Raw genomic sequence first — 25,617 nt, 5'->3', positions numbered from 1 at the left:
GCGCCGCGCCCCGGCCCGGGTCAGGACCCGGCGACCCACGGCCGCGGCGGGAGTCCCGTCGGCAGCTCGTCGTCCGGCGAGCACAGCGGCAGCCGGTCGCCCAGGATCCGCAGCAGGACGGTGCCGAGCACCGCGGCGACCAGCGACCCGGCCAGGATGCCGATCTTCGCCTGCTCCACGAGCGCGCCCTCGAACGCGAGCTCGGCGATGAACAGCGAGATCGTGAACCCGATCCCGGCGAGCACCGCGCCGCCCAGCAGGTGGCCCCAGCGCACCCGCCCCGGCAGCCGGCCGAGCCCGGTGCGGATCGCGAGGCTGGCCGCGCCGGTGATGCCGATCGTGTTGCCGGCGACGAGCGCGACCGCGATGCCGATCGTCACCGGCGAGGTGGCCGCCGTGCGCAGCGCCTCGGCGTCCAGCCGCACGCCCGCGTTGGCCAGGCCGAACACCGGGACGATCACGAACGCCGACCACGGGTGCAGCAGCCGCTGCAGCCGCTCGCTCGCGGGCACCGTCGCGCGCGCCGCGAGCTCGGCGAGGTGCTCCCGGTCCGCCGTCGGCTCCGCGACCAGGCCCTCCGTCCACCGCGGCGCCTGCTCGACGTGGTCGCGCGCCATCGGCCGGGACGGCAGCAGCAGGCCGACGAGCACGCCCGCCAGCGTCGCGTGCACGCCGGACGCGTTCACCGCGAACCACAGCGCGATGCCGGCCAGCGCGTACGGCGTCAGCCGCCACACGCCGAGCCACCGCATGACGAGCATCGCGACGACCAGCGCGCCCGCGACGCCGAGCGCCGGCGCGTCGACGCCGTCGTTGTAGAACAGGGCCATCACGGTGATCGCGCCGATGTCGTCGACGATCGCCAGCGTCAGCAGGAACAGCCGCAGCCGGTCCGGGCACGCCGGCCCGAACAGCGCCAGGATGCCGACCAGGAACGCCGTGTCGGTCGACATGACGACGCCCCAGCCGTGCGCGGCCTCGGTGCCCGCGTTGAACAGCAGGTAGATGACGGCCGGCACCGCGAGCCCGCCCAGCGCGCCGAGCGCCGGGACCGCGATCGTGCGCCGGTCGCGGAGCTCGCCGCTCGTGACCTCGCGGTTGATCTCCAGACCCACCACGCAGAAGAACACCGCCATCGCGGCGTCGTTCACCCAGTGGTGCAGGTCGAGGTCCAGCCCGAACGGGCCGAGGTGGAACCCGGCCGAGGTCGACCACAGCGCGTCGTACGAGCCCGACAGCGGCGAGTTCGCCCACACGAGCGCGAGCACGGTCGCCGCGAGCAGGAACACGGCGCTGCCGGCCTCGGTCGCGAGGAAGGTCCGCACCGACGGGCTGACGGAGGGCAGGCGGACGCGCAGCGACGGTCCGGGGGTGGTGCGGGTCGGGTCGGCGGCGTCCGTGGCCACGGGCGGCTCCCCTCGTGGTCGGTGACGGGCGGCTGACGGGGGACGGGGTGCGCCCCGACGTCGGACAACGCGGCGAGCAGCGCCAGTATGCCGACCGCGGCGGGGGCGGCGGGAGAGGGCGCCCGCCATGCGCGACGATGGGGGGCATGACGACCCCCGACACCCGCCCCGCCGCCACGACCGCCCCGCGGACCGCCCTCGTCACCGGTGCCGGCCGGGGCATCGGCCGCGGCCTCGCGCTCGGCCTGGTCCGCGCAGGCTGGGACGTCGCGCTGGTCGGCCGGACCCGCGCGCACCTCGACGCCGTCGCCGAGGAGGCCCGCGCCGCGCGGCCCGGCGCGCAGGTCGTGGTCGAGGTCGTCGACGTCGTGGACCGCGAGGCGGTCGTGGCCGCGGTGGCGCGGGTCGAGGAGGCGCTCGGCGGGATCGGCCTGCTGGTGAACAACGCCGGCGTCATCGAGCGCGCCGAGGTCGACCTGGTCGCCGACGACGTCGAGGACGTGTGGCGCGTGATCGAGACGAACGTGCGCGGCCCGCTGCTGCTCGCGCACGCGGTGCTGCCGGCGATGCTGGAGCGCGGCTCCGGGCACGTCGTCAACATCAACTCGGGCTCGGGGCACCGGCCGTCGCCGGTCTACACCGGCTACGGGATCAGCAAGGGCGCGCTGGCCCGGCTCACCACGATGCTCGACGCGCAGTACGCCGACCGCGGGGTCACGGTGCTCGACGTCGCGCCCGGGGTCGTCGTCACCGACATGACCCAGGCGATGCCGCTGCACGACGACCGCACCGAGTGGACCCCGGTCGAGGCCACGGTGGAGCTGGTCGACGCGTTCGGGTCGGGCCGGCTGGACGCGCTGCGCGGCCGGTTCGTGCGCGCGGGCACCGACACCCCGGAGAGCCTCGCGGCGCTGGCGGACCGCATCGTGGCGGCGGACGCGCGCACGCTGCGCCTGGCCCCGTACGGCCAGGACGACCCGGTCGCCTGACGCCCCGGGCTGCCCGCTGGAGACGAGTGGACGATCTGGCCCGACACGCCGGTGCGTGTCGGGCCGGATCTTCCACTCGGGCGCGGGCGGCCGGGGTCAGAGTGCCGGGCTGCTCAGGGCGGCCGGGACGTGGGCCGCCTCGCCGGCGACGCGCAGGGCGTCGCGCAGGCGCTCGGCCGCCGCGTCGAGCTGCTCCGCGGGGACGTCGTGCCGGGCGTTCGCGAAGCTCAGCTCGCCCTCGCCCCAGGCGGGCAGCACGTGCAGGTGCAGGTGCGGCACCTCGAACCCGGCGACGAGCAGCGCGGCCCGCGGCGCGTCCCACGCGGCCTGCTGGGCGCGGCCGATCCGCTTGGCGACCACCGCGAGGTGCGCGAGCAGGTCGTCGTCGGCCTCGGTGAACGAGGCCACCTCGGCGCGCGGCACGACCAGCACGTGGCCGTCGGTGATCGGGGCGATGGTGCCGAACGCCACCGCGCGGTCGTCGGCCCAGACGAACCGGCCGGGGATCTCGCCGTCGATGATGCGGGTGAACAGGGTCGTCATGCGGGCCACGGTAGCGAGGGCCCCCGGGCGGCGCGCGGGCCGCGCGCCCCGCCGTCAGGCCGCCAGCTTCTCCTGCAGCGCCAGCACCGTCCGCCAGTTCCGGGCCGTGCCCGTGCGCCCGGACATCCGGTCGAGCACCCCGGCGGTGACCTTCGACCGGCCGATGCCGTCCGGGTAGTGCACGTAGCCCTCGCTGCCGCGCCAGGTGCCGCGCTCCCGGCCGTACCCGGCGAGGTCCATCCGGCCCCCGTGCGCCGCCGGCCCGTCGAGGAAGACCACGACGAGGTGCGACGGGTCGCTCGCCGCCGGTCCGGGGTACGGGTTCGCGGCCACCAGGTCGTCGACCTGCGCCCGGGTGCGGACGGTGAGCGCCAGCGCGCGGCCGAGGCGCGCGGCGAGGTCGGCCGTGAGGGCGGCGGCGAGGCCGGCGAGGTCCGCGGGGGAACCGGGCCCGGGGACGAGCAGCAGGTTGCCGGTCGTCAGGTGGGTCGCGACGGCGCCGTGCCCCAGGTCGACGGCCGCGGCGCGCAGGTCCGCCATGGGCAGCGCGGACGTGCCGCCGACGTTGACGGCGCGCAGCAGGACCAGCACCCGCTCGCCGGGCACGACGGGTCCGGGCGCGGCGGGGTCGTCCGCCCGGGCGGGCTCGGCGGGGTCGGCGGTCGCCATGGCCCCACTCTGCCCGCCCGCGGGCCGTCAGAGGTAGCGCAGCGGGTCGAACTCGTCGAGCGGGATGATCCGCAGGCGCGGCAGCGTCACGTTGAACGCCTTGACGTCGGTCTCGAGGTCGAACGCCTGCAGGCCGCGGTCGGCCAGGTGGCTCAGCGCCGTGCTGGTGAACTCGCGGAACGCCAGCAGCCCGACCCGGCGGTCGCCGCCGAGCAGCGCCTCGATCTCGGGCGCGAAGTCGCCGTCGTGCGAGGCGAGCAGGACGTCGCCCGGCCGGTCGGCCAGCGCCTCGAGCGTGCGCTTGATGCCGATGTCGACGACCTTGCCCTCGCCGGCGAGCGGGATCGGCTGGTACCCGATCGCCAGCAGCGCCTGCACGAACGACATCGGCAGCGTGCCGCTGGTGGCGTTGAGGAAGAACAGGCCGCGCGGCTGCTGGCCCCAGGTGCGGTGCGCGAACTCGAGCACCCGCTCCCAGCGGGGCCGCTGCTCGGGGGTCGGCCGGCCGTTGAGGATGGAGGAGCCGAGGGTCGCGTCGATGTTCTCGCCGTCGACCAGCACGTACGTCGATCGGACGCCGTCGTTCTGCATCGGGCCAGCGTAGCCGCGCGCCCGGCCCCGCCCGGGGAACACGGCGCGGACGCCCGCGGTTGGGTTGGGGGTAGATGCGAACGCATGGAACGGACGGGGCGGCGATGACGGTGCAGGACGCGGCGGCGGTGGACGTGCGGGCGGCGGCGGTCGCGTGGGAGGAGCTGTTCCGGGCGCAGGTCGCGATCATGCGCCGGCTCCAGCGCGACCCGATCTGGGACCGCGTCTCCCTGCGCGAGTACGACGTGCTGTTCACGCTGTCCCGCGCGCCCGGCGGCCTGCGGCTGCGCGACCTCGCGGAGTCGAGCCTGCTGAGCCAGCCGAGCCTCAGCCGGATGGTCGAGCGGCTGGAGGAGGACGGCTGGGTGCGGCGCGCGCCGGCCCCGGGCGACGGCCGCGGGGTCCTGGTCGCGCTCACCGACGACGGCGCCGCGCTGCAGCGGGAGGTCGGCCGGCGGCACGTGCAGGCGATCGCGCACTACGTGGGCGGGGCGCTCGACGCCGAGCAGCTCGCCGCCCTGACCCGGGTGGCGGGCGACCTGCGCGCGGCCCAGCCCGGCATCGCGGACCTCGACCGCGGCGCCGAGGGGGACCGCGGCGCCGCGGCGCCCTGACCCGCGGCCCGGAGGTCCCGGGGGACCTCAGGCCCACGACCCGGCCGCCCCCGGGACGGACGATGGTCACCGGCGGTTCCGGGCCGGGAGGGGGCCGGAGGAGACCGCACGAGCAGCCGCTGGAGGGCAGAGCGATGAACGTCCTGGTGACGGTGGCCTCGCGCCACGGGGCGACCGCGGAGATCGGCTCCGCCGTCGCGGACGTGCTGCGGGCCGACGGGCACGTCGTGGACGAGGTCGCGCCGGACGAGGTCGCGGACGTCGACCGGTACGACGTGGTCGTCCTCGGCTCCGCCGTGTACACGGCGCACTGGATCCCGGCCGCGCGCGACCTGGCCGCGCGGCTGGCGCCGCAGCTCCGGCAGCGGCACGTCTGGGTGTTCTCGTCGGGGCTGGCCACCCAGCCGGCAGCGCGCGCCAACAGCCCGCACGAGCTGCTGGCCCTGATGCGGGACGTCGGCGCGATCGGGCACCGGGCGTTCGCGGGGCGGCTGCTGCGCAGCGAGCTGGCGTTCGCCGAGCGGGCGATCATCGCCGGGGCGCGGGCCAAGGAGGGCGACCACCGGGACTTCGACGCCGTGCGCGCGTGGGGCGCCGAGATCGCCGAGCACCTCCGGGCGGCCGCGCCGCGGGCCGTCGCGATCTGACACCTTGTCGTATCAACGTCACGTCCCGGTGACCCCCCTCGGGATGAGGGTGGCCCGGGTGCGGTGGGAAGATGCTGGGGTGTCTTCCCCCACCCTGACGGCGTCGTCGCTCGCACCGTACGACGCGGTCCTCCTGCTCTCGTTCGGCGGCCCGGAGCAGCCCGAGGACGTCCTGCCGTTCATGCGCAACGTGACCCGCGGCAAGGGCATCCCCGAGGAGCGCCTGGTCGAGGTCAGCCAGCACTACGCGCTGTTCGGCGGCCGCAGCCCGATCAACGACCAGAACCGCGAGCTGCTCGCCGCCCTGCGCGCCGAGATGGACGCCCGCGGCATCGGCACCCCGCTCGCGTGGGGCAACCGCAACTGGGAGCCGTACACCGACGGCGCCCTGGCGGGCCTGCGCGAGACGGGCGCGTCCCGCGTGCTGGCGCTCGTGACCAGCGCGTACGGGTCGTACTCCGGCTGCCGGCAGTACCGCGAGCACGTCGCCGCGGCGCTCGCGGGCGTGGCCGGCGAGGCGGACGGCTGCGCCGACGCCGAGGCCGCCGCCGGCGTCCAGGTCGACAAGCTGCGGCACTACTTCAACCACCCGGGCTTCGTGCGGGCGAACGCGGACGCGATCGTCGAGGCGTTCACCGAGCTCGCGGGGCAGGTCGGCCGCCCGGTGGCCGAGGTCGCCGCCGAGGCGCCGCTGCTGTTCGTCACGCACTCGATCCCGCTCGCGATGGAGGCCGGCTCGGCCGCCGCGCGCCCCGGCTACGTGGCCCAGCACCAGGACGCGTGCCGCGAGGTCGCGCAGCTCGTCGCCGCCGACCTGGGCGTCTCGCCCGACTGGACGCTGGCGTTCTGCTCGCGCTCGGGCCCGCCGTCGCAGCCCTGGCTCGAGCCGGACGTCAACGACGTGCTCGCCGAGCGCGCCGAGGCCGGCACGACCGCCGTGGTCATGTCGCCGATCGGCTTCGTCTCGGACCACATGGAGGTCGCCTACGACCTCGACACCGAGGCGATGGCCACCGCGCAGGACCTCGGCGTCGTCGCGGTGCGCGCCGGCTCCGCCTCCACCCGCGCGCCGTTCGTCGCCGGCCTCGTCGACCTCATGCTCGAGCGTGCCGCCGCCGAGCGCGGCGAGGACCCCGAGCGGACCACCGTCGGCGTCCTGGGCGCGTGGCCGGACCGCTGCGCGGTCGGCTGCTGCTTCCAGCGCGCCGGCGTCGACACGGGCCTGCCCACGATCAACCAGCAGCGAGCGGACGACAGCAGCGAGGGAGCAGCAGCGCGATGAGCACGACCACCGTCCCCGAGGGCGGGCACAGCACCGAGGTCGCCGACGAGATCAACGCCGCCATCCGGTACGCGATGTACGCGGTGTTCGAGACCACCGAGCCGCTGCCGGCCGACGACGCCGCGCGGAAGCGGTACGTCGAGGACGCGCTCGGCGCGCTGACCGGGCCGGACGCGCCCGAGGGCCTGGTCGTCCGCGGGTGGTACGACGTCGCCGGGCTGCGCGCCGACGCCGACCTCATGGTGTGGTGGTGGGCCCCGACGATCGAGGCCGTGCAGGAGGCGTTCCACCGGCTGCGCGCGAGCGAGCTCGGCGCGCACCTGCTGCCGGTGTGGTCCGTCGCGGCCATGCACCGCCCGGCCGAGTTCAACCGCGGGCACGTGCCGGCGTTCCTCGCCGGCGAGGAGCCGCGCGACTACCTGTGCGTGTACCCGTTCGTGCGGTCGTACGAGTGGTACCTGCTGAGCGACGAGGAGCGCCGCGAGCTGCTCCGCGAGCACGGCCACGCGGCACGCGACTACGCCGACGTGCGCGCCAACACGCTGTCGTCGTTCGCGCTCGGCGACTACGAGTGGATCCTCGGCTTCGAGGCGGACGAGCTGCACCGCATCGTCGACCTCATGCGCGACCTGCGCGCCACCGGCGCCCGCCGGCACGTGCGCGAGGAGGTCCCGTTCTACACCGGCCCGCGCGTCGAGCTCGCGGACTGGGCGGAGCGGCAGCCCCGCGCCTGAGCGCGCGGGTCAGACGGAGTCCTCGGCGGGGGCGGGCAGCAGGCGGCTGACCCGCCCCTCGCCGTCGGTGAGGACGAGCGCGTCGCCGTCGCGCGCGGCGCGCACCGGGTGCGTGAGCAGGTCGAGCACCGCGCGCTCCCGGGCCGTGTGCTCGGGCGTGCCGGCCATCTTCGTCGCGGCGACGGGGCCGAACGACAGCGTGCCCGTCCCGCGGTCGAACGACCACGTGCCGCGCAGGCGGTTCACGCCACCCGTGCCGTAGACCTGGCCGTCGCCGGAGAACGTCAGCGCCGGGTGCGCCCGCTCCGGGCCCTCGCCGACGGGCACGCCCGCGACCTCGGTGAACCGCCACGTGCCGCCGACGACCTCGTCCATGCGCCGATCCTGCCACGGCGCACGGACGCCCGGCCGCGGGTCGGGCCGGCCGCGGGTCACCACGCGCGGGCGAGCGCCTCCAGCGTGGCGATCCGGTCGGCGACGTCGTACGTCGTCGCCGTGACGATCAGCTCGTCCGCGCCGGTGCGCGCGACCAGCTCGCGCAGCGCCGCCGCCGCGGGCGCCGCCGTCGTCGCGATCTGCGTGCCCGCGACCTTCGCGAAGAACGCGGCCGCCTGCACCGGGTCGAGGTCCGCCAGGAGCGCCTCGGCGTCCTCCGGCGTCTCGATCGGCGCCAGCGCGCCCCGGCTGCGCAGCCGCAGCGCCATGACCTTCGACGGACCGGCCAGCCACTCCGCCCGCTCCTGCGACTCGGCGACGACCACCGACGCCGACACCATGAGGTGCGGCGCGTCGAGCACCTCGGACGGGCGGAACGCCTGCCGGTAGACCTCGGCCGCGGTGGTCGTGATGCCGGTGCCGAAGTGGTGCGCGTAGGAGAACGGCAGGCCGAGCTCGCCTGCCAGCTGCGCGCTGAACGTCGACGACCCCAGCAGCCAGACCTCGGGCGTCCCGGCGGGCACCGGCGTGGCGCGCAGCCGCTGCGCGACGGCGGAGGCGGCGCGGCCCGCGGGCAGCTGACCGAGCAGGTGCAGCACGTCGAGCAGCTCGGCGGGGAAGTCCTCGGCGCCCAGGCCCTCGACGGTGCGGCGCAGCGCGGCGGCGGTCATCGGGTCGGCGCCCGGCGCGCGACCGATGCCCAGGTCGACCCGGCCCGGGTGCAGCGCCTCGAGCATCGCGAACTGCTCGGCGATCACCAGCGGCGGGTGGTTCGGCAGCATGACGCCGCCGGAGCCGAGCCGGATGCGCTCGGTCGACGCGGCGAGGTGCGCGAGCAGGACGCCGGGGGAGGTCGACGCGACCGCCGGCATGCTGTGGTGCTCGGCGACCCAGAACCGGCGGTAGCCGAGCTCGTCGGCGCGGCGGGCCAGCGCGGTGGAGTCGGCGAGCGCGTCGGCGCTGGTGCGGCCGGTCCCGACGGGGGACAGGTCCAGCACGGACAGGGGGACCTCGGGACGGACGACGGGCTGGTGTGCGCGGGAGGCGTCGGGGGTGCTCACGTGAGGGGCAACGCGGCCGGCCCGGGCGTGCTTCCCCGGGCCGGCCGCGTCGCTCGTCACAGCCGCGCCCGGCGCGGGGGTCGCGCGGGTGCGGGGCGGCCGGGCCCGCGGCGACTCAGGGGTACAGGCCGCGCAGCTGGTGCGCCTCCGCCACCCGCCGCACGCCGATCACCAGCGCCGCGTCGCGCAGCGTGATCTTCTCGGCCCGGGCGCGCTGGGCGACGGCGGCGTACGCGGAGCGCATCCGCTGCTCCAGCCGGTCCTCGATCTCGCGCTCGGTCCACCAGTAGGCCTGCTGCGCCTGCACCCACTCGAAGTACGACACGACGACGCCGCCCGCGTTCGCCAGGATGTCGGGCACGACGGTGATGCCGCGGTCCGCGAGCACCTGGTCGCCCTCGCGGGTGGTCGGGCCGTTCGCGCCCTCGACCACCCAGCGCGCCTTGACCGTGGCGGCGGTGGCCTCGTCCAGCACGTCCTCGGTCGCGGCCGGGACGAGCACGTCGACGTCGAGCGCGAGCAGGTCGGCGTTCGACAGCGCGTCCGCGCCGGGGAACCCGACCACCGAGCCGGTCTCCGCGACGTGCGTGTGCAGCGCGGCCACGTCCAGGCCACCGGGGTGGTGCACGCCGCCGTACTGGTCGCTGACCGCCACGACCCGGGCGCCGCCCTCGGCCAGGAACCGCGCCGCGTGCGAGCCGACCTTGCCGAAGCCCTGCACCGCGGCGGTGATCTCGGACAGCTCGGTGCCGGCGTCCGCGAGGGCCGCCGCGGTGGCGTGCACGACGCCGCGCGAGGTCGCCGTGGCCCGGCCCAGCGAGCCGCCGACCGCGATCGGCTTGCCGGTGACGACCGCGGGGATCGTGTACCCGGAGTTCACCGAGTACGTGTCCATCACCCAGCTCATCGTCTGCTCGGTGGTGCCGACGTCGGGCGCCATGATGTCCCGCTCCGGCCCGATGATCGGCATCACCTCGGAGGTGTACCGGCGCGTCACGCGCTCGAGCTCGGCGGGGGAGTAGCCGCGCGGGTCGATCGCCACGCCGCCCTTCGCGCCGCCGTACGGCAGGTCGACGACCGCGCACTTCCAGGTCATCCACATCGCCAGCGCGCGGACCTCGTCGATGTCGACGCCCGGGGCGTACCGCAGGCCGCCCTTGCCCGGCCCGCGGGAGATGTTGTGCTGCACGCGGTACCCGGACAGCAGCTCGATCCGGCCGTCGTCCCGGCGCAGCGGGACCGCGACGTGCAGCTCCCGGCGCGGGGTGGCGAGCATCTGGTGCAGGCCGTCGTCGTAGCCGAGCAGGCCGACGGCCGACGACAGCTGCGCGAGCGCCGTCGTCAGGGGGGAGGTGCGCCGGGCGGGCGTCGCGGGGGTGGGCGACGACGACGTCCCGGCGGGTGCGGTCGCGGTCATGCAGAGGCCTCCTGGGCATCGCGTCCGACCGCCCGGGCGCGGCCTCGTCGCCGCCCCCGCCGACGGCGGCCGGGTACGTCGCCACTGTGCCACACGCGGCCTGCCCCGACCGGTCGACCGTCGGGTGTCCAGGACCCGCGGGGCGAGCCGGGACGAACCGGTCGGGCTCCCGGGCGCTCGACGCAGGGGGACGCGGTCAGGAGGTGCGGCCGGGCCCGTACTCGAAGTGCCAGTACTCCTCGTAGGGCTGACCCTGCCGGACCCGGGCCGGCGCGTACCAGCCGTACGCGGGGCCGTTCGCGACCAGCCAGTCGTACCGCGCGGTGCCGAAGCCGTACGTGCCCGGCCACTCCTGCACGTCGAGCGCCGTACCGAGGCCGTGCGACGACGTGCCCGGCGCCGCGGCCAGCCCGCCGAACGCCGCCTTCATCGCCACCTGGTCCGCGTACGACCGGTAGGTGAGGTCCATGTCGATCGACGCCCCGAACTGCGCGCGGAACGCCTCGTTTAGCGCGGTCAGCGCCTCGGCGGCGTCGCAGCGCAGGTACTGGGCGAACCCGAGCTGGTCGGTGCCCCACGGCACCTGGCACATGGCGGACGCGGGCATGTTCCCGTTCGACCCGTCGCCGTCCGCGGTGGGCACGGAGGTGACCCACAGGACGTTCCCCTCGGCGTCCACCGGGCGGCCGTCGACCCAGCCGGCGATGCCGGGGCTGCTCGGCGCGCCCGCGGGCGCGCCCGACGCGGCGCCCCGCCGGGTGGCCTCCTCGGCGGCGGCCGCCGCGGCGGCGTCGGCCGCGGCCTGCTCCTCGGCGGCGCGGGCGGCCTCGGCGGCGGCCTGCTCGGCGGCGACCCGGGCGGCCTCCTCCGCGGCGGCCTGCTCCCGCGCGGCGCGGCCGGCGTCGGCGGACCGGCGCGACGCGTCGAGGTCGGCGGCGCGCTGCCGGTCGGCCAGGAAGTCGTCCTCGGCCGACGCCAGCTCCGCCGCGAGCCCCATGGCCTCCGCGCGCTGCTCCGCCTCGGCGGCGCGCTCGCCCGCCGCGCGCAGCTGCACGCCGGCGATCGCGACCGCGGCGACGAGCACCGCGCTCGTGGCCGCCGCGACGACCACCCGGCCGCGGCCGTACCGGCGGGCCGGCGAGGGGCCGGTGATGACGACGGCGTGCGCGTCGGGCGCGTCCGGGACGTCGGCCGGGACCGCGCCGGGGCCGGTCACGCCGGGGGCCGGGGCGTCCGGGGCGCCGGCCGCCCACCCCGCGGCGGCGCGCGCCCGGGCCTCCCGCCGGGTCGCCGGCGGGGGGACCGACGACGACCCCGGGGCGGGCGCCCCGGGGTCGCGCGTCGCGTCCGGCTCCGTCACTTGCCGCCCAGGCCGTCGATCTGCGCGAGCTCGTCGGCGGACAGCGTGAACTGCAGCGCCTCGAGGTTGTGCGCGATGCGGTCCTTGTTGGTCGACTTCGGGATCACGACGATGCCGTGGTCGACGTGCCAGCGCAGCACGACCTGGCGGGTGCTGACGCCGTGCGCCTCGGCGATCGCGGTGAGCACCGGGTCGTCCAGGTCGGTCCGCTTGAACGGGCTGTAGCCCTCGACGACGACGCCGCGCTCGGCGTGCGCCGCGAGCAGGTCGGCGTCGAAGTCGCCCGGGCTCCACGGAATCTGGTTCACGGCGGGCGCCTCGCCGGTGGCGGCGACCAGCTCGTCGATCTGCTCGATCGAGTAGTTGGACACGCCGATCGAGCGGACCAGGCCCTCGTCGCGCGCAGCGATGAACTGCTCCCAGGTCGCGGGGGTCGCCTGCTTGTTGGGCGGCCAGTGGACCAGCCACAGGTCGAGGTGGTCGGTGCCGAGCGCGGCGAGCGACTCCATGAGCGTCTGGCGCTCGCGGCCCGCGTGGTCCGGCGGCAGCTTGGTGGTGACGAACACGGCGTCGCGGTCGACGTCGACCAGCGACAGCGCGCGGCCGACCTCGGCCTCGTTGCCGTACCCGGTGGCGGTGTCGACGTGGGTGTAGCCGAGCTGCAGCGCGGCGACCACGGCGCGCTCGGCGTCGCCGCCCTCGGACTGCCAGGTGCCGAGGCCGAGCAGCGGCATCTCGCCGCCCGGGAGCTTGACTGTGGGCACAGGGGGGATCTGCGAATCAACCATGTTCTCCATCGTGGCTCAGCCCGCCGCCCGCGGCCACGGCAGCGGCGGGACCAGCGGCGCCACCGGCGCGGTCGCCGGCCCGGACGCCGCCCGGGCCGCCCGCCGGAACTGCGCGGGCGTCTCGCCGGTCAGCCGCCCGAACGTCCGGGTGAACGACGCCTGGTCGTAGAAGCCGGCCGCCGCGGCCACCTCGGCGAGCGGCAGGTCCGAGCCGCCGAGCAGCGCCGCGGCGTGGTCGACCCGCGCCCGCAGCACGTACTGCTGCGGGGACAGCGCGTACACGCGGCGGACCCGGCGGTCGAGCGTCGACGCCGAGCAGCCGGCCGCCTCGGCGAGCTCGGCGACGGTCGGGGGCTCCGCGAGCCGGCCGTGCACGAACGCGGCGACCCGGGACAGCGCGGCCACCGTCTCCGCGTCGGCGTCGCCCGCGCGGAGCGCCTGGGAGATCGACACCAGCCCGACGACGGCGCCCGACGCGTCGCGGACCGGCTCCTTGGACGTGAGGTACCAGCCGGGCGGGCCGCCGGGCCGGCGGATGAGCTCGAGCTCCCGGTGCAGCGCCCGGCCGGTCGCGAGCACGTCGCGGTCCTGGGCGTCGTACTTCTCCGCGAGGTGCGGGAGGAACAGCTCCGCGGCGGTCCGGCCGACGACGGCGCGGCGCGAGCGCTCGGGGGTGCGGCGCACGAACGCGTCGTTGACCACGACGTACCGCCCCGCGACGTCCTTGGCGCAGAACATCGTGCCGGTCAGGTCGTCGCACAGCCGCAGCAGGGCGGGCGTGAGCGCGCGGAGCAGGGCGCGGGCGGGGGCGTCGGGCGCCGCGGGGTCGCCGGCGGGCGCGGCGGGGGCGGCGGGCGCCCCGGGGTCGGCGGCGCCGGCGGCGGCCGCGGCGGCGAGGTGGGCTGGACGGCGTTCCATGTCGGGGGCAGCGTAGGTGGTGCGCGTGACGGGCACGTGTCACGGATCCGGCCCGGTGGCCCGGCCGATCGGTGCAAGACGGGCCGTGGGCCGCTCGGGGAGGATCCCGCCATGACGACGACCCACGACCCGGCCGCCGCCGACAGCGCCGCCACCGCCCCCGTCCCGGAGCACCTGACCCGGGACGCGGTGGACCTCGCGCACCGCTGGATGGACGCCACCGCCGCCGACGAGACCCCCGCCGAGCGGCGCGCCACCGGCCGGCTGGCCGCCCTGGTCGCCGACCCCGCGGGCCTGGAGCTGGCCGTGCGGTTCGTCGACCGGGTCGCGCGCCCCGAGGACGCCCGGGTCGCGGCCGCCGAGCTCGCCGACCTCGGCGACCGCGCGGCCGACGCGTCGGCGTTCCTCGGCGCGGGCGACCGGCTGCTGCTCGGGATCGGCGCCAAGGTCGCCCCGCTGCTGCCGTCCGCCGTCGTGCCCGCGGCGCGGATCCGGCTCCGGCAGCTCGTCGGCCACCTGGTCGCCGACGCCGGCCCGGGCCTGGGCCCGCACCTGGCGCGCGCCCGCAAGGAGGGCTTCCGGCTCAACCTCAACCTGCTGGGCGAGGCCGTGCTCGGCGAGGACGAGGCGAACCGCCGGCTGCAGCGGGTCTCCGAGCTGGTCGCCCGGCCCGACGTCGACTACGTGTCGATCAAGGTGTCCGCGGTCGCCAGCCAGCTGTCGACCTGGGACACCGAGGGCAGCGTGCGGCGCGTCGTCGAGCGGCTGCGGCCGCTGTACCGCGCGGCCGCGGCGCAGGGCACGTTCCTCAACCTCGACATGGAGGAGTACCGCGACCTCGCGCTGACCGTGCGGGTGTTCGACGAGCTGGTGAACGACCCGGAGGTGCACGGCGCCGAGATGGGCATCGTGCTGCAGGCGTACCTGCCCGACACCTCCGAGGCGCTGGAGGAGGTCACCGCGATCGCCCGGCGCCGGGTCGAGGCGGGTGGCGCCCGGCTCAAGGTGCGGCTGGTCAAGGGCGCGAACCTCGCCATGGAGAAGGTGGAGGCGGAGCTGCACGGCTGGGCGCAGGCGCCGTACGGCGACAAGCCCGAGGTCGACGCGCACTACGTCCGCCTGGTCCGCCGCGCGCTCGACCCGGCACGGACGTCCGCGCTGCGCGTCGGCGTCGCGAGCCACAACCTGTTCCACGTCGCCTACGCCCACCTGCTCGCCGAGCACCGCGGGGTGTCGGAGGCGCTCGACATCGAGATGCTGCAGGGCATGGCGCCCGCGCAGGCCCGCGCCGTGCAGCGCGAGGTCGGCCAGGTGCTGCTGTACACCCCGGTCGTCGCGAAGCAGGACTTCGACGTCGCGATCTCGTACCTGGTCCGCCGCCTCGAGGAGAACGCCGCGCACCAGAACTTCCTGCACGCGCTGTTCGCCGGCGGGGACGGCCCGGACGAGGGCATCGGCTCGCAGGAGGACGCGTTCCTGGCGTCGGTCGCCGGCGCGGACCGCGTCCCGACGGGTCGCCGGCGCCTGCCGCGCGACGTCGCCGCCCCGGCGCCCGAGCCCGGGGCGTTCCGGAACGCCGCGGACACCGACCCGGCCGTCGCCGAGTCCCGGGACTGGGCCGCGCGCCTGGTCGCCGCGGACGTCGAGCCGCCCGCCGGCGCGGTCGAGGTGGGGACCGAGGACGAGGTGGACGCCGTCGTCGCGCGCGCCGTCGCCGCCGCGCCCGCCTGGTCCGTCCGCACCCCGGCCGAGCGCGCCGCCGTGCTGCGCCGCGCGGCGGACGAGCTCGAGGCCGCCCGCGGCGACCTGGTCGCCACGATGGTGCACGAGGCCGGCAAGACCGTCGCCGAGGCCGACCCCGAGGTCAGCGAGGCCGTCGACTTCGCCCGGTACTACGCGGACCGCGCCGAGGAGCTCGCCGACGGGCACGTCCCGGGCGCGGTGTTCCGGCCCCGCGGCGTCACCGTCGTCACCCCGCCGTGGAACTTCCCGGTCGCCATCCCGGTCGGGTCGGTGCTCGCGGCGCTCGCGGCCGGGTCGCCCGTGCTGATCAAGCCGGCGCCGCAGACCCCGCGCTGCGTGCGGGTGGCCGGCGCGGCGATCCAGCGGGCGCTCGACGCGTCCGGCGTGGCCGAGGACGCGCTGCAGGTCGTGCTGTCGCCCGAGGGTGAGGTCGGCCGCCGGCTGGTCACGCACCCGGACGTCGCGCGGGTCGTGCTGACCGGCTCGCTGGAGACGGCGCAGCTGTTCGCCGGCTGGCGCCCCGATCTCGACGTGCTCGCCGAGACCTCCGGCAAGAACGCGCTCGTCATCACGCCGTCCGCCGACGTCGACCTGGCGGTCGCGGACCTGGTGCGGTCGGCGTTCGGCCACGCCGGGCAGAAGTGCTCGGCGGCGTCGCTGGCCATCCTCGTCGGGTCGGCCGGCACCTCCGACCGGCTGCGCCGCCAGCTCGCCGACGCGGTGGCGTCCCTGCGGGTCGGCTGGTCCGACGACCTCGGCACCACGATGGGTCCGCTCGTCGAGCCGGCGTCCGGGAAGCTGCTGCGCGCGCTCACCACGCTGGACGAGGGCGAGGGCTGGCTGGTCCAGCCGCGGCAGCTCGACGAGGAGGGCCGGCTGTGGACGCCCGGCGTCAAGCACGGCGTGCGGCCCGGGTCGTGGTTCCACCTCACCGAGTGCTTCGGCCCGGTGCTCGGCGTGATCCGCGTCGACACCCTGGACGAGGCGATCGCGGTGCAGAACGCGGTGGCGCTCGGCCTGACCGGCGGCCTGCACTCGCTCGACGAGGCGGAGATCGCGCACTGGCTCGACCGGGTCGAGGTCGGCAACGCCTACGTCAACCGGCACATCACCGGCGCGATCGTGCAGCGGCAGCCGTTCGGCGGCTGGAAGGCCTCGGTCGTCGGCCCCGGCGCCAAGGCCGGCGGGCCGTCCTACGTGGCGCAGCTCGGCGCATGGTCCGACGCCCCGGAGGTCGCCGCGCTGGACGACGACGGCTGGCTCGCGTGGGCGCAGGACGACGACGCGCGGGTCTGGCGCGACGAGCTCGGCGCGGCGCACGACCCGTCCGGGCTGGCGTCCGAGGAGAACGCCCTGCGGCACCGCCCCGTCCCGCACCTGACCGTGCGGGTCGGCGCCGACGGGTCCGAGCGCGAGGTGCTGCGCGTGCTGTCCGCCGCGCGCACCGCGGGCGTGCCGGTGACGGTGAGCCGCGCGACCGAGGAGACCGACCAGGCGTTCGCGCTCCGGGTCGCGGCCGGCGAGGTCACCGGCCGGGTCCGGGTCGTCGGCTCCGCCCCGGGCCTGCGCGCGGCCGCCGTGACCCGCACCGGCGAGGTCACGGTGCTCGACGCGCCGGTCGTGGCGAGCGCCCGGCGCGAGCTGATGACGGTCGTCCGGGAGCAGGCGGTGTCCCGCACCCGGCACCGCTTCGGCCACGTCGACCCGACCCGCTGACCGGGCGCTGCGGGGCCGGGAGGCGCTGACCGGGCGCTGCGGGGCCGGGCGCTGCTCGGCAGGGAGGCGCGGAGCGCCGAGCGCGGCACAGGCGTGCCGAGCGCGGACCCCACGGGGTGCGCGCTCGGCGCCCCCCGTACGCGCTCGGCGCCCGCCCCGCTCCGCCCGCCCTGCGCGCCCCGCCCCGCCCGCCGCGCCCGGCGGCGAGTGGGCACCGGACGCGTCGAGTGGGCAACCACGGGATGCCCACTCGACGTGTCGGGTGCCCACTCGGTGCGCCACGCCGGCGCTCGAGCGCGCCGCGCTGCCGCTCGAGCGCGCCGCGGCGCGCGTCAGGCCGAGCCGCGGACCACCAGCTCCGGCTCGAACACCTGCTCCGTGCGCGCGGCCCGGCCCTGCAGCTGCGCCACCAGCTCCTCGCCGGCGGCGCGTGCCATGGCGATGACCGGCTGGGTCACCGTGGTGAGGTTCGGCTTCGTGGTCGTCGCCAGGCCCGAGTTGTCGTAGCCGACCACCGCCACGTCGCCGGGCACGTCCCGCCCGGCCTCGGCGAGCTCGGGCAGCGCGCCGGCCGCCATGAGGTCCGAGGCGATGAACATCGCGTCCAGGTCGGGGAACCGGGACAGCAGCTCGCGCGCCGCGGCCGCCCCGCCGTCGACGGTGAAGTCGCCGTGCACCACCGCGTCGTCGGGCAGCCCGGCCTCGGCGAGCGCCGCCCGCCAGCCGGCGAGCCGGTCGATGCCCGCGGACATGTCGGCAGGCCCGGCGATCGTGCCGATCCGCCGCCGCCCGAGCCGCACGAGGTGCTCGGTCGCCAGCCGCCCGCCGCGCAGGTTGTCGGTGTCCACCACGGCCGCGGACTCGCCGCCGACGAGCGGCCGGCCGATGAACACCGTCGGCAGCCGGGACGCCTGCAGCGCCCGGTCGATGGCGTCGTCGCGGTGGTGCGACACCACGATCGCGCCGTCGACGTGGCCGGCGCGCAGGTACCGGGCGGTGCGCTCGGACTCGCCGGGCCGCGCGATGACCAGCAGCAGCTGCAGGTCGGCGAGCGCCAGCGGCGTGGACACGCCGTTCAGCACGCCGGCGAAGAACGGGTCGGACAGCACCCGCTCGTCGGGCTCGGGCACGACCAGCGCGACCGAGTCGGTGCGGCGGGTGACCAGCGACCGCGCGGCGCGGTTGGGCGTGTAGCCGAGGTCGGCGACCGCCGCTGCGACGGACTCCATGGCCTCGGGGGACACCCGGTCGCCGCCGTTGATGGCGCGGGACGCGGTGGACCGGGAGACGCCGGCGCGCTCGGCGACCTGCTCCAGCGTCGGCGCGGGCCGGGTGGCCGACGGGATCTCGGACTGGTCGATCACCGTGGATCGCCCCCTCGTGACGTTCGGGTGGGGCCCGTGCGCGGGCACCTGCGGACGCGCGCCCCTGCGCGGAGCCCGGAGTGCCGGGCCCCGCGCGAAGCGTAACGGTCAGCCCTTGACGGCCCCGGCCATGATGCCCGCGACGAGCTGGCGCCCGGCGACCACGAACAGCAGGAGCAGCGGGATGATCGACAGCACGACGCCCGCCATGATCAGCGGCAGGTCCTGGAAGAAGCCGGCCTGCAGCAGCTTGAGGGCCACCGGCAGGGTCGGGTTCTGGGTGCCGAGCACGATGGACGGCCAGAAGAAGTTCGTCCACGACGTGATGAACGTGAACAGCGCCAGCATCGCCGCCGCCGGCCGGGCCGCGGGCAGCGCCACCGACCAGAAGGTGCGGAACATCGACGCGCCGTCGACGCGGGCGGCCTCGATCAGCTCGTAGGGGAGCGCGGAGTCGAGGTACTGCGTCATCCAGAACACGCCGAACGCGGTCACCATCGCCGGCAGGATCACCGCGAGCAGGTTGCCGGTGAGGCCGAGCTCGCGCATGACGATGTACAGCGGGACGACGCCGAGCTGGGTCGGCACGGCCATGGTCGCGATGACGAACACCAGCAGCGGCCCGCGGCCCCGGAACCGGAGCTTGGAGAACGAGTAGCCCGCGAGCGTGGAGAAGAACACCACGGACAGGCTCGTGATCACGGCGACGATCAGCGAGTTTCCGGTCGCGCGCACCAGGTCGATGTCGGCGTCGAACACGCGCTGCAGGTTCGTGAGGAACTCGCCGCCGGGGATCAGCGACGGCACCGGGTTCTGCGCCACCTCGGCCGAGGTCGAGGACGACAGCAGGAACGTGAAGTACAGCGGGTACGCGGAGATCAGGATGAACACGCCCAGGACGACGTAGGTCACCCAGCCCGGGCGGCGGTCGGCGCCGCCGTTGGTCTTGTTGCGCCTGCGCTGCGCCGCGCGGGCGGCGCCCTTGCCGGCGGTCTGCGCGATGACGGGGACGGACGGGGCGCTCATCGGGGGTCCACCTCGATCGGTGCGGCCGCGGGCACCGCGGCGTCGGACGTCTGCTTGACCCGGCGGGCGAGGTCGCGCGAGCGGCGCCGCGTCTCGCGGCGGGCGGCCTTCGCGGAGCGGCTCATGTCGTCGGCGGAGGAGATGCGCCGGGTCAGCCAGTTGTTGACCAGCGCGAACACGATGATGATCAGGAACAGCAGCCAGGCGACCGCCGCGGCCCGGCCGAGCTGCTGCTTGTTCCAGCCCAGCTCGTACAGGTAGAGCGTCACGGTCTTCCACTGGCCGTTCGAGCCGCCGAGGCCGGTCGCGTCGTACATGCGCGGCTCGTCGAAGATCTGCAGGCCGCCGATGGTCGACGTGAGGATCACGAAGATCATCGTCGGGCGGACCATCGGGACCGTGATCGAGAAGAACTGCCGGATCCGGGTGGCGCCGTCGAGCGTCGCGGCCTCGTACATGTCGCGGGGGATGGCCTGCATCGCGGCGAGCAGGATCAGCGCGTTGTAGCCGGTCCAGCGGAAGTTCACCATCGTCGAGATCGCGACGTGCGAGGCGAACGCGTCCTTGTGCCAGCCGACCGGGTCGATGCCGATCGTGCCGAGCAGGGAGTTGATCATGCCGGAGCCGTCGGCGAACATCTGCGAGAACACCAGGCCGACGGCCACCGGGGCGACGACGTACGGCAGCAGCACGCCCATCCGCCAGAACGTCTTGGCGCGCAGGTTCGCGTCCAGCATCGCGGCGATGACCAGGGCGACGATCACCTGCGGCACGGTCGACAGCAGGAAGATGCTGAGGGTGTTGCGCAGGGCCTTCCAGAAGAACGTCTGGCCGAGCACGAACGTGAAGTTGTCGAACCCGACGAACTCGCCCTGGCCGCCGATCAGGCTCCACTCGTGCAGCGAGACCCAGCCCGTGTAGAGCAGGGGGAACAGGCCGACCACCGCGAACAGCAGGAAGAACGGCGAGATGTACAGGTAGGGGGAGACCTTCACGTCCCAGCGGCCGAGCGTCTGCCCGAAGCCGATCTTCCGGGGCGCGCGGTCGTCGTCGCTGCGCGGTGCCGCGCCCCTGGGGGGCGCCGTCTGGGTGGCCATGGGGATCCTTCGTGCGGGCGGGCCGGGGTCGTGCGGTGCGGGCGCGGGGGTGCCCGCGCGGACGGGCCGGGCCGCCGGGGGAGTCCCGGCGACCCGGCCCGGTGGGATCAGCCGATCGCGGCGACCGCGTCCTCGAAGCCCTGCCAGGACTCGTCGGGGGTCTGCGACTTGTCGACGTCGACGCGGTTGAACGCATCCGACAGGCCGGTGCGGATGGTGAAGTAGTTCTCGCCCTTGAACGGCTGGGTCGAGATGCCCGAGGCCCGGTCGGTGTAGATCTGGCCGGTCGGCGCGTCGTTGAAGAACTCGCGGGTCATGCCCTGGAGCTCGTCGGACTGCTGCGCCTCGATCTGGCTCGGGAAGTTGCCGTTCACGCCGAACGCCTTGAGCTGCTGCTCGGGGGCGGTCAGCCAGTCGGCGAGCGCCTTGGCCTCCTCCTGGTGCTCCGACATCGTCGGGACCGTGAGGAACGAGCCGCCCCAGTTGCCGCCGCCGCCGGGGAAGACGTTGGCGATGTCCCAGCCCTCGACGCCGGCCGCGTTGCCCTCGATGTTGCCGAGGAACCAGGCCGGGGCGAGCGCCACGGCGAACGCGTCGCTCTGGAAGGCGCTGGTCCAGTCGGCCTCCCACTGCTTGAGGCCGGCGGACTGGTCCGCGTGCGACAGGATCGTGTCGTACATGTCGCGGATCTCGGGGTTGTCCAGCGCGGTGATCTCGCCCGACTCGGGGTCCTCGAACGGCGCCTCGATCTGGTTGATCATGCCCTGCGCGATGGCGTCGGCGGAGTCGAAGAACGCCGGGCCGGTGCCCGCGGCCATGAACTGGTCGCCGACCGCGAAGAAGTCGTCCCAGGTGGCGTCCTCGCCGCCGAAGAGCTCCGCGACCTCCTCGCGATCCGTCGGCAGGCCGGCGGCGGCGAACAGGTCGGAGCGGTAGGCGATGGCCTCGGGGCCGATGTCGGTCGGGTAGCCGAGCAGCGCGCCGTCCTGCGAGGTGGCCTGGTCGAGCGTCCACTGGTTCCAGCGGCCCTCGGTGGAGTCGCTGGTCAGGTCCACGAACTGGTCGGAGTACTGGATGATCTGCGGCATCCAGTCGACCTCGACGCCCACGACGTCCGCGAGGCCCGAGCCGGCGCCGAGCGCCGTCTGGAACTGCTCCTTCGCGTCGTCGGACTTGCCGAACTTGTTGTGCTCGATCGTGATGCCCGGGTTCTCCTCCTCGTACTGCTTGAGGAGGTCCTCGTAGCCGAACTGGTTGAAGGTGGAGATCGTCAGCGTGACGTCCCCGCCCTCCTCGTCGCCGCCGGCGGTGTCGTCGGACCCGCCGCCGCACGCCGTCGCCAGCAGGGCGACGCTCGCCGCTCCGGCCACGGCCACCCAGGTCTTGCGCGTGCTCCTGCGCACTGTGACTCCCTCGTCATCCGCGGCGACGTCGCCGCTCCCGTCGGGTCGCCAGCACTGGCGCCCGTCGTGGGACCGCTCCCACCGCATCGTGCGGGAGCGCTCTCACGCCATGTCAGGCACCCTGTCGGCGCGGATGGGGGAAGTCAAGCGGCGGGAGGCCCGAACGGCCGTGGAAGCGATCCCATCGAAACGTTTGTGCAGGTCAGGGCTCCGCGACGCCGAAGCGCGTTACGGAATCGTTACCCCTGCGAGGTGCCCGCGACGTACTCGCGGGCCACCCCGGCCTCCGCCTCGAGGGCCGCGCGCACCGCCTTCGCGGCGGCCTGCTCGACCGCCGAGCCGAACAGCGGAACGTTCGCCTTGAGCTCCCCGTCGTAGGTGATCGCGGACCCGCCGTCGGCGGCGGTCAGCGCCACGGTCCCGGTGAGCCGGACGGGCGCGCCGGCGATCTCCACGGCGACGGTCCCGGTGCGGGTGCCGTCCGCGGCCGCGGGCTCCCAGGCCTCCGCCTGGCGCACCTCGAGCGTCGACCCGACGAAGGTCCGCACGTTCGGCGGGATCTGGTCCGTCGGCAGCGCGCGCCGGGTCGTCACCGTGAACGCGCCGTCCTCGGCGGGCGCCACGTCGACGTGCAGCACCTCCGCGCCGCTCGCCAGGACCTTCGCCCGGACGTACACCGGGTCGGCCAGCATCGCGCCGGCGGTCGTGGGGTCGGCCGGGACGGGGACGGTGACCTGCAGGTGCACGGGCGTTCGGGTCCTTCCGAGGTGCGCGTCGTCCCGCGGGGGAGTGCGGGTCCGACGACAGTATCCGCCCGCGCGCGGGTGCGCGTCCCGGGTTCCGGCAGGCTCCCGGCGCGCGGGGGCGGCGGCGTGGGCCGCGTCACGCGCCGCGGGCCGAGACGGGCCCGGGCCGGGCGGTGCCCGCGCCGTACCCTGGGGTGGTGTCCACCCTGAGCGAGCTCGCGCAGCGCCACGCCCACCTCGACGCCGCGGACCTCGAGTGGCTGCACCTGCTGGTCGGCGACTGGCAGGTCATCTCCGACCTCGCGTTCGCCGACCTGGTCATGTGGCTGCCGACCGAGGGCGGCGACTTCGTCGCGATCGCGCAGGCGCGGCCCAGCACCGGCGCGACCGTGCACTACGACGACGTGGTGGGCTCCCGCGCCCCCGAGGGCCAGCGCCCGCAGCTCGAGCGCTCGCTCCGCGAGGTCCGTGCCCAGCGGTCCCGCGAGCCGCGCTGGTTCGGGTCGTACGCGGTGCGCGAGGAGGCGGTGCCCGTCGTGCACGAGGGCCGCGCCATCGCCGTCATCGCCCGGCAGACCAACCTCGGCGGCGCCCGCACGCCCAGCCGCCTGGAGCTGAACTACGTCGAGGCCGCCGACGACATCATGGGCATGATCGCCCGGGGCGAGTTCCCGATGGCGAACGCGGCGACCGGCCCGCGCCGGGGCGCGCCCCGCGTCGCCGACGGGCTGGTCCGGCTCAACTCCGAGGGCGAGGTCCTGTACGCCAGCCCGAACGCGCTGTCCTGCTTCCACCGGTTCGGCGCGATGGACGACCTGGTCGGCCGGTCGCTGGTCGAGGTGGTCGCCGACCTCGTCGAGCAGAACTCGCCGGTCGACGAGTCGATGCCGCTCGTGCTGATGGGCCGCGCGCCGTGGCGCACCGACATCGAGGCGCACGGCGTCGCGCTGTCCCTGCGGGCGGTGCCGCTGTCCGAGGACGGCGAGCGGATCGGCGCCGTGCTGCTGTGTCGCGACGTGTCCGAGCTCCGCCGGCGCGAGCGGGAGCTCATCACCAAGGACGCGACGATCCGCGAGATCCACCACCGCGTGAAGAACAACCTGCAGACGGTCGCCGCGCTGCTGCGGCTGCAGGCCCGCCGGATGGACGTGCCCGAGGCCCGCGCCGCGCTCGAGGAGGCCATGCGCCGGGTCGCGACGATCGCGCTCGTGCACGAGACGCTGTCCCAGACGCTCGACGAGACCGTGCAGTTCGACGAGCTCGTCGGCCGGTCGCTGCGGCTCGCGGCCGACGTGGCGTCCGCCGGGGCGTCGGTGCGGACGCTGGTGCGCGGCACGTTCGGGCCGGTGTCCGCCGAGGACGCCACCGCCCTCGCGCTCGTGCTGACCGAGCTCGTCACCAACGCCGTCGAGCACGGGCTGGCCGGCCGCGAGTCCGGCTCGGTCGAGGTGAGCGCCGAGCGCGTCGAGGACGACCTCACGGTCACCGTCGCCGACGACGGCGCCGGCATCCCGGCGGACGCCGCCGGCACCGGCGCGGGCCCCGGCACCGGCCTGGGGACCCAGATCGTGTCGACGCTCGTGACCAACGAGCTGCGCGGGTCGATCGCGTGGTCCACGCGCGAGGGCGGCGGCACGCAGGTCACGCTCCGCGCGACCCTGCGCGCCGCGGGCCGCGAGGCGGCGACGGTCGCCTGACGCCCTGCGCTGCGCGGTCTGCGCGTCGCACGCCGAGACGGCAACTCTCGGCTGCGGCCCTCGGGTCGCGCACAGCCGAGAGCTGCCATCTCGGCGACGTCGGGCGCCGAGTCTCCGGAGACCGCCTGCGTGACAGACGGTGCGCGGAGGCGAGAAGTGGAGAGTCGGCGACGCGCGGGCCCGGGGACGGCGACGCGCGCGGACGCCGGGACGACGACGCCCGCCGACCCTCGGAGGGAGAGGGTCGGCGGGCGTCGGTGTGCGCGCTGCGGGCGGGTGTCAGCCCGCGCGGCGCTGCCGGGCCGTGCGGCGCTTCAGCGCGCGGCGCTCGTCCTCGGAGAGGCCGCCCCAGACGCCGGCGTCCTGGCCGGACTCGAGGGCCCACTTGAGGCAGGTGTCGACGACGTCGCACCGGCGGCACACGGCCTTGGCCTCCTCGATCTGCAGCAGGGCCGGGCCCGTGTTGCCGATCGGGAAGAACAGCTCCGGGTCCTCGGTCAGGCACGCGGCCTCGTGGCGCCAATCCATGGGAACACTCCTCAGCACAGGGGCATGCCACGACCAGGGGGCTGGGTGGCATGGGCGCACGAGCACACGTCCGACGCGCGAGGGCGGGGGGCGTGAGCGTCGGCGCTCGGGGGATTCGAACTGCTGAGTACAAGATTCACATGGCGTCCGACGCACGCACAAGGGGTTACGCGCGGGTTTCTCGCGCGTAACGACTGAGGCGTCGGTCACAACCCTGTGAGCCCGAGGCGCCTGCGCCGCAACCTACTCCCCGCGGCGGTCCCGGCGCCAACTCGTCCGGCCGCCGGGACCATCGTCCCTGGTCGCGCCGCCGCGCCGCCGGGACCTGCGGGGACGCGCGGGAGCTTCACCCGCGCCCCGCGTAGGGTCTCGCACGTGACCGGTTCTCCCGCCCCCCAGCAGCCCCGGCCGGCCGCCGTGCCGGGCCCCGTCCGCGTCGTCGCGGGCCTCGTGCTCCTCGAGGCGCTCGCCGTGGCGGCCCTCGCCGTGGCCCTCGTCGTCGCCCTCGTGCGCGGCACGTCGATGCCCGGCCCGGTGGTGTTCCTCGTCGTGCTCGCGGCCGGGATCGCGGCGGTGCTCGGCGGGGCGGCGCGCGCGCTGCTGCAGGGGGAGCGCTGGGGCCGGGCGCCGGTGATGACCGTGCAGATCCTGCTGGTCGTGCTGGCGGTCGGCTGGCTGGGCGTCGAGGTCGCCGCGTGGTCCGTCGCGGTGCTGGTGCTCGCGGTCGCGATCGGCGGGCTCCTGGTGACCCCGACGGTCGTGGCCTGGACGACGGTCGGCGCCCGCGAGGACTGACCCCGCCGCGGGCCTGCCCCGACCGGGACCGGCGCGCCGAGGGAGGGC

General features: G+C 75.9%; 24 protein-coding genes. 8 read left to right on the top strand and 16 right to left on the bottom strand.

All coding sequences use genetic code 11. The annotated features are described in order from the left end of the window. Positions 1–20: 20 nt before the first annotated feature. The gene (gene nhaA / locus Cpa01nite_RS02775; protein ID WP_239068474.1) at positions 21–1,406 is read right to left on the bottom strand and encodes a Na+/H+ antiporter NhaA; all 1,386 of its coding nucleotides are present in this window, start codon (positions 1,404–1,406) and stop codon (positions 21–23) included. 146 nt (positions 1,407–1,552) lie between these two features. On the opposite strand from nhaA, the gene Cpa01nite_RS02770 reads away from it, so the two are divergent. After that, positions 1,553–2,395: an SDR family NAD(P)-dependent oxidoreductase gene (locus Cpa01nite_RS02770; protein WP_203667213.1), complete on the top strand. Its 843-nt coding sequence runs from the start codon at positions 1,553–1,555 to the stop codon at positions 2,393–2,395. 96 nt (positions 2,396–2,491) lie between these two features. Here Cpa01nite_RS02770 and Cpa01nite_RS02765 read toward each other — a convergent pair whose 3' ends face one another. From Cpa01nite_RS02765 to Cpa01nite_RS02755, 3 genes are read right to left on the bottom strand one after another with little or no spacing between them, the layout of a single operon-like run. Then, positions 2,492–2,938 carry an HIT family protein gene (locus Cpa01nite_RS02765; RefSeq protein ID WP_203667212.1) on the bottom strand — a complete coding sequence of 149 codons (447 nt, stop codon included), beginning with the start codon at positions 2,936–2,938 and terminating at the stop codon, positions 2,492–2,494. A 54-nt stretch (positions 2,939–2,992) separates the two neighbouring features. Continuing rightward, positions 2,993–3,607: a DUF1697 domain-containing protein gene (locus Cpa01nite_RS02760; protein ID WP_203667210.1), complete on the bottom strand. Its 615-nt coding sequence runs from the start codon at positions 3,605–3,607 to the stop codon at positions 2,993–2,995. Positions 3,608–3,634: 27 nt separating this feature from the next. Continuing rightward, on the bottom strand, positions 3,635–4,198 hold the full coding sequence (locus Cpa01nite_RS02755; protein ID WP_203667209.1) for an NYN domain-containing protein: 564 nt from the start codon (positions 4,196–4,198) through the stop codon (positions 3,635–3,637). A gap of 104 nt (positions 4,199–4,302) precedes the next feature. On the opposite strand from Cpa01nite_RS02755, the gene Cpa01nite_RS02750 reads away from it, so the two are divergent. The 4 genes from Cpa01nite_RS02750 to hemQ all read left to right on the top strand — a co-directional run bounded on the left by Cpa01nite_RS02750 (position 4,303) and on the right by hemQ (position 7,475). Beyond that, positions 4,303–4,812 (top strand): MarR family winged helix-turn-helix transcriptional regulator, encoded by a 510-nt coding sequence (locus Cpa01nite_RS02750; protein WP_203667208.1) that lies wholly within the window; start codon positions 4,303–4,305, stop codon positions 4,810–4,812. Between the two features lie 134 nt (positions 4,813–4,946). After that, entirely contained in the window at positions 4,947–5,459 is a 513-nt protein-coding gene (locus Cpa01nite_RS02745) for a flavodoxin domain-containing protein (protein WP_203667207.1), read from the top strand. Positions 5,460–5,538: 79 nt separating this feature from the next. Continuing rightward, on the top strand, positions 5,539–6,741 hold the full coding sequence (locus Cpa01nite_RS02740; protein WP_239068473.1) for a ferrochelatase: 1,203 nt from the start codon (positions 5,539–5,541) through the stop codon (positions 6,739–6,741). After that, the gene (gene hemQ, locus Cpa01nite_RS02735; protein ID WP_203667206.1) at positions 6,738–7,475 is read left to right on the top strand and encodes a hydrogen peroxide-dependent heme synthase; all 738 of its coding nucleotides are present in this window, start codon (positions 6,738–6,740) and stop codon (positions 7,473–7,475) included. Before Cpa01nite_RS02740 ends, hemQ begins: the two co-directional genes overlap by 4 nt. A 9-nt stretch (positions 7,476–7,484) precedes the next feature. Here hemQ and Cpa01nite_RS02730 read toward each other — a convergent pair whose 3' ends face one another. The 6 genes from Cpa01nite_RS02730 to Cpa01nite_RS02705 form a co-directional block, all read right to left on the bottom strand. Next, a complete protein-coding gene (locus Cpa01nite_RS02730; RefSeq protein ID WP_203667205.1) occupies positions 7,485–7,850 on the bottom strand; it encodes an META domain-containing protein in 366 nt (121 codons plus the stop codon). Positions 7,851–7,906: 56 nt separating this feature from the next. Further along, positions 7,907–8,971, bottom strand: a complete 1,065-nt coding sequence (locus Cpa01nite_RS02725; protein ID WP_239068472.1) for an LLM class flavin-dependent oxidoreductase — start codon at positions 8,969–8,971, stop codon at positions 7,907–7,909. A 115-nt stretch (positions 8,972–9,086) separates the two neighbouring features. After that, positions 9,087–10,388, bottom strand: coding sequence for a Glu/Leu/Phe/Val family dehydrogenase (locus Cpa01nite_RS02720; protein ID WP_203667204.1), 1,302 nt, complete (start codon positions 10,386–10,388; stop codon positions 9,087–9,089). A 196-nt stretch (positions 10,389–10,584) separates the two neighbouring features. Continuing rightward, on the bottom strand, positions 10,585–11,748 hold the full coding sequence (locus tag Cpa01nite_RS02715; protein ID WP_203667203.1) for a M15 family metallopeptidase: 1,164 nt from the start codon (positions 11,746–11,748) through the stop codon (positions 10,585–10,587). After that, positions 11,745–12,512 carry an aldo/keto reductase gene (locus tag Cpa01nite_RS02710; protein WP_239068471.1) on the bottom strand — a complete coding sequence of 256 codons (768 nt, stop codon included), beginning with the start codon at positions 12,510–12,512 and terminating at the stop codon, positions 11,745–11,747. The genes Cpa01nite_RS02715 and Cpa01nite_RS02710 overlap by 4 nt, the downstream gene beginning before the upstream one ends. A gap of 39 nt (positions 12,513–12,551) precedes the next feature. Next, a complete protein-coding gene (locus tag Cpa01nite_RS02705; RefSeq protein ID WP_203667201.1) occupies positions 12,552–13,454 on the bottom strand; it encodes an AraC family transcriptional regulator in 903 nt (300 codons plus the stop codon). Positions 13,455–13,565: 111 nt separating this feature from the next. Between Cpa01nite_RS02705 and Cpa01nite_RS02700 the strand changes: the two genes are divergently transcribed. After that, positions 13,566–16,913 (top strand): bifunctional proline dehydrogenase/L-glutamate gamma-semialdehyde dehydrogenase, encoded by a 3,348-nt coding sequence (locus Cpa01nite_RS02700; RefSeq protein WP_203667200.1) that lies wholly within the window; start codon positions 13,566–13,568, stop codon positions 16,911–16,913. A 332-nt stretch (positions 16,914–17,245) separates the two neighbouring features. On the opposite strand, the gene Cpa01nite_RS02695 is transcribed toward Cpa01nite_RS02700, so the two are convergent. From Cpa01nite_RS02695 to Cpa01nite_RS02675, 5 genes are all read right to left on the bottom strand, one after another. Then, entirely contained in the window at positions 17,246–18,277 is a 1,032-nt protein-coding gene (locus Cpa01nite_RS02695; RefSeq protein WP_203667199.1) for a LacI family DNA-binding transcriptional regulator, read from the bottom strand. Between the two features lie 108 nt (positions 18,278–18,385). Beyond that, the gene (locus Cpa01nite_RS02690; protein ID WP_203667198.1) at positions 18,386–19,303 is read right to left on the bottom strand and encodes a carbohydrate ABC transporter permease; all 918 of its coding nucleotides are present in this window, start codon (positions 19,301–19,303) and stop codon (positions 18,386–18,388) included. Continuing rightward, complete coding sequence (locus Cpa01nite_RS02685) at positions 19,300–20,400, bottom strand: carbohydrate ABC transporter permease (protein ID WP_203667197.1); 1,101 nt, start codon at positions 20,398–20,400, stop codon at positions 19,300–19,302. Before Cpa01nite_RS02685 ends, Cpa01nite_RS02690 begins: the two co-directional genes overlap by 4 nt. 107 nt (positions 20,401–20,507) lie before the next feature. Then, entirely contained in the window at positions 20,508–21,803 is a 1,296-nt protein-coding gene (locus tag Cpa01nite_RS02680; RefSeq protein ID WP_239068470.1) for an ABC transporter substrate-binding protein, read from the bottom strand. Between the two features lie 239 nt (positions 21,804–22,042). Next, positions 22,043–22,549 carry a DUF2505 domain-containing protein gene (locus Cpa01nite_RS02675; RefSeq protein ID WP_203667195.1) on the bottom strand — a complete coding sequence of 169 codons (507 nt, stop codon included), beginning with the start codon at positions 22,547–22,549 and terminating at the stop codon, positions 22,043–22,045. Between the two features lie 197 nt (positions 22,550–22,746). On the opposite strand from Cpa01nite_RS02675, the gene Cpa01nite_RS02670 reads away from it, so the two are divergent. Next, on the top strand, positions 22,747–24,246 hold the full coding sequence (locus Cpa01nite_RS02670) for a sensor histidine kinase (protein ID WP_203667194.1): 1,500 nt from the start codon (positions 22,747–22,749) through the stop codon (positions 24,244–24,246). A 279-nt stretch (positions 24,247–24,525) separates the two neighbouring features. Here Cpa01nite_RS02670 and Cpa01nite_RS02665 read toward each other — a convergent pair whose 3' ends face one another. Next, a complete protein-coding gene (locus Cpa01nite_RS02665) occupies positions 24,526–24,774 on the bottom strand; it encodes a WhiB family transcriptional regulator (RefSeq protein ID WP_203667193.1) in 249 nt (82 codons plus the stop codon). A 375-nt stretch (positions 24,775–25,149) separates the two neighbouring features. On the opposite strand from Cpa01nite_RS02665, the gene Cpa01nite_RS02660 reads away from it, so the two are divergent. Beyond that, positions 25,150–25,569: a hypothetical protein gene (locus Cpa01nite_RS02660; RefSeq protein ID WP_239068469.1), complete on the top strand. Its 420-nt coding sequence runs from the start codon at positions 25,150–25,152 to the stop codon at positions 25,567–25,569. Positions 25,570–25,617: the final 48 nt, after the last annotated feature.

It is taken from the genome of Cellulomonas pakistanensis (assembly GCF_016862755.1).
Taxonomy (GTDB): domain Bacteria; phylum Actinomycetota; class Actinomycetes; order Actinomycetales; family Cellulomonadaceae; genus Cellulomonas; species Cellulomonas pakistanensis.
The sequence above is the reverse complement of the archived record's forward strand: the minus strand, read 5'-3'. Positions and strand labels throughout refer to the sequence as shown.

Bases quoted from the DNA above. Each gene is read 5' to 3' on its own strand.
- Cpa01nite_RS02705 (WP_203667201.1), bottom strand. From the start codon at position 13,454: ATGGAACGCCGTCCAGCCCACCTCGCCGCCGCGGCCGCCGCCGGCGCC.
- Cpa01nite_RS02665 (WP_203667193.1), bottom strand. From the start codon at position 24,774: ATGGATTGGCGCCACGAGGCCGCGTGCCTGACCGAGGACCCGGAGCTG.
- Cpa01nite_RS02765 (WP_203667212.1), bottom strand. From the start codon at position 2,938: ATGACGACCCTGTTCACCCGCATCATCGACGGCGAGATCCCCGGCCGG.
- Cpa01nite_RS02745 (WP_203667207.1), top strand. From the start codon at position 4,947: ATGAACGTCCTGGTGACGGTGGCCTCGCGCCACGGGGCGACCGCGGAG.
- Cpa01nite_RS02685 (WP_203667197.1), bottom strand. From the start codon at position 20,400: ATGGCCACCCAGACGGCGCCCCCCAGGGGCGCGGCACCGCGCAGCGAC.
- Cpa01nite_RS02750 (WP_203667208.1), top strand. From the start codon at position 4,303: ATGACGGTGCAGGACGCGGCGGCGGTGGACGTGCGGGCGGCGGCGGTC.
- Cpa01nite_RS02720 (WP_203667204.1), bottom strand. From the start codon at position 10,388: ATGACCGCGACCGCACCCGCCGGGACGTCGTCGTCGCCCACCCCCGCG.
- Cpa01nite_RS02770 (WP_203667213.1), top strand. From the start codon at position 1,553: ATGACGACCCCCGACACCCGCCCCGCCGCCACGACCGCCCCGCGGACC.
- Cpa01nite_RS02730 (WP_203667205.1), bottom strand. From the start codon at position 7,850: ATGGACGAGGTCGTCGGCGGCACGTGGCGGTTCACCGAGGTCGCGGGC.
- Cpa01nite_RS02690 (WP_203667198.1), bottom strand. From the start codon at position 19,303: ATGAGCGCCCCGTCCGTCCCCGTCATCGCGCAGACCGCCGGCAAGGGC.
- Cpa01nite_RS02760 (WP_203667210.1), bottom strand. From the start codon at position 3,607: ATGGCGACCGCCGACCCCGCCGAGCCCGCCCGGGCGGACGACCCCGCC.
- Cpa01nite_RS02755 (WP_203667209.1), bottom strand. From the start codon at position 4,198: ATGCAGAACGACGGCGTCCGATCGACGTACGTGCTGGTCGACGGCGAG.
- Cpa01nite_RS02700 (WP_203667200.1), top strand. From the start codon at position 13,566: ATGACGACGACCCACGACCCGGCCGCCGCCGACAGCGCCGCCACCGCC.
- hemQ (WP_203667206.1), top strand. From the start codon at position 6,738: ATGAGCACGACCACCGTCCCCGAGGGCGGGCACAGCACCGAGGTCGCC.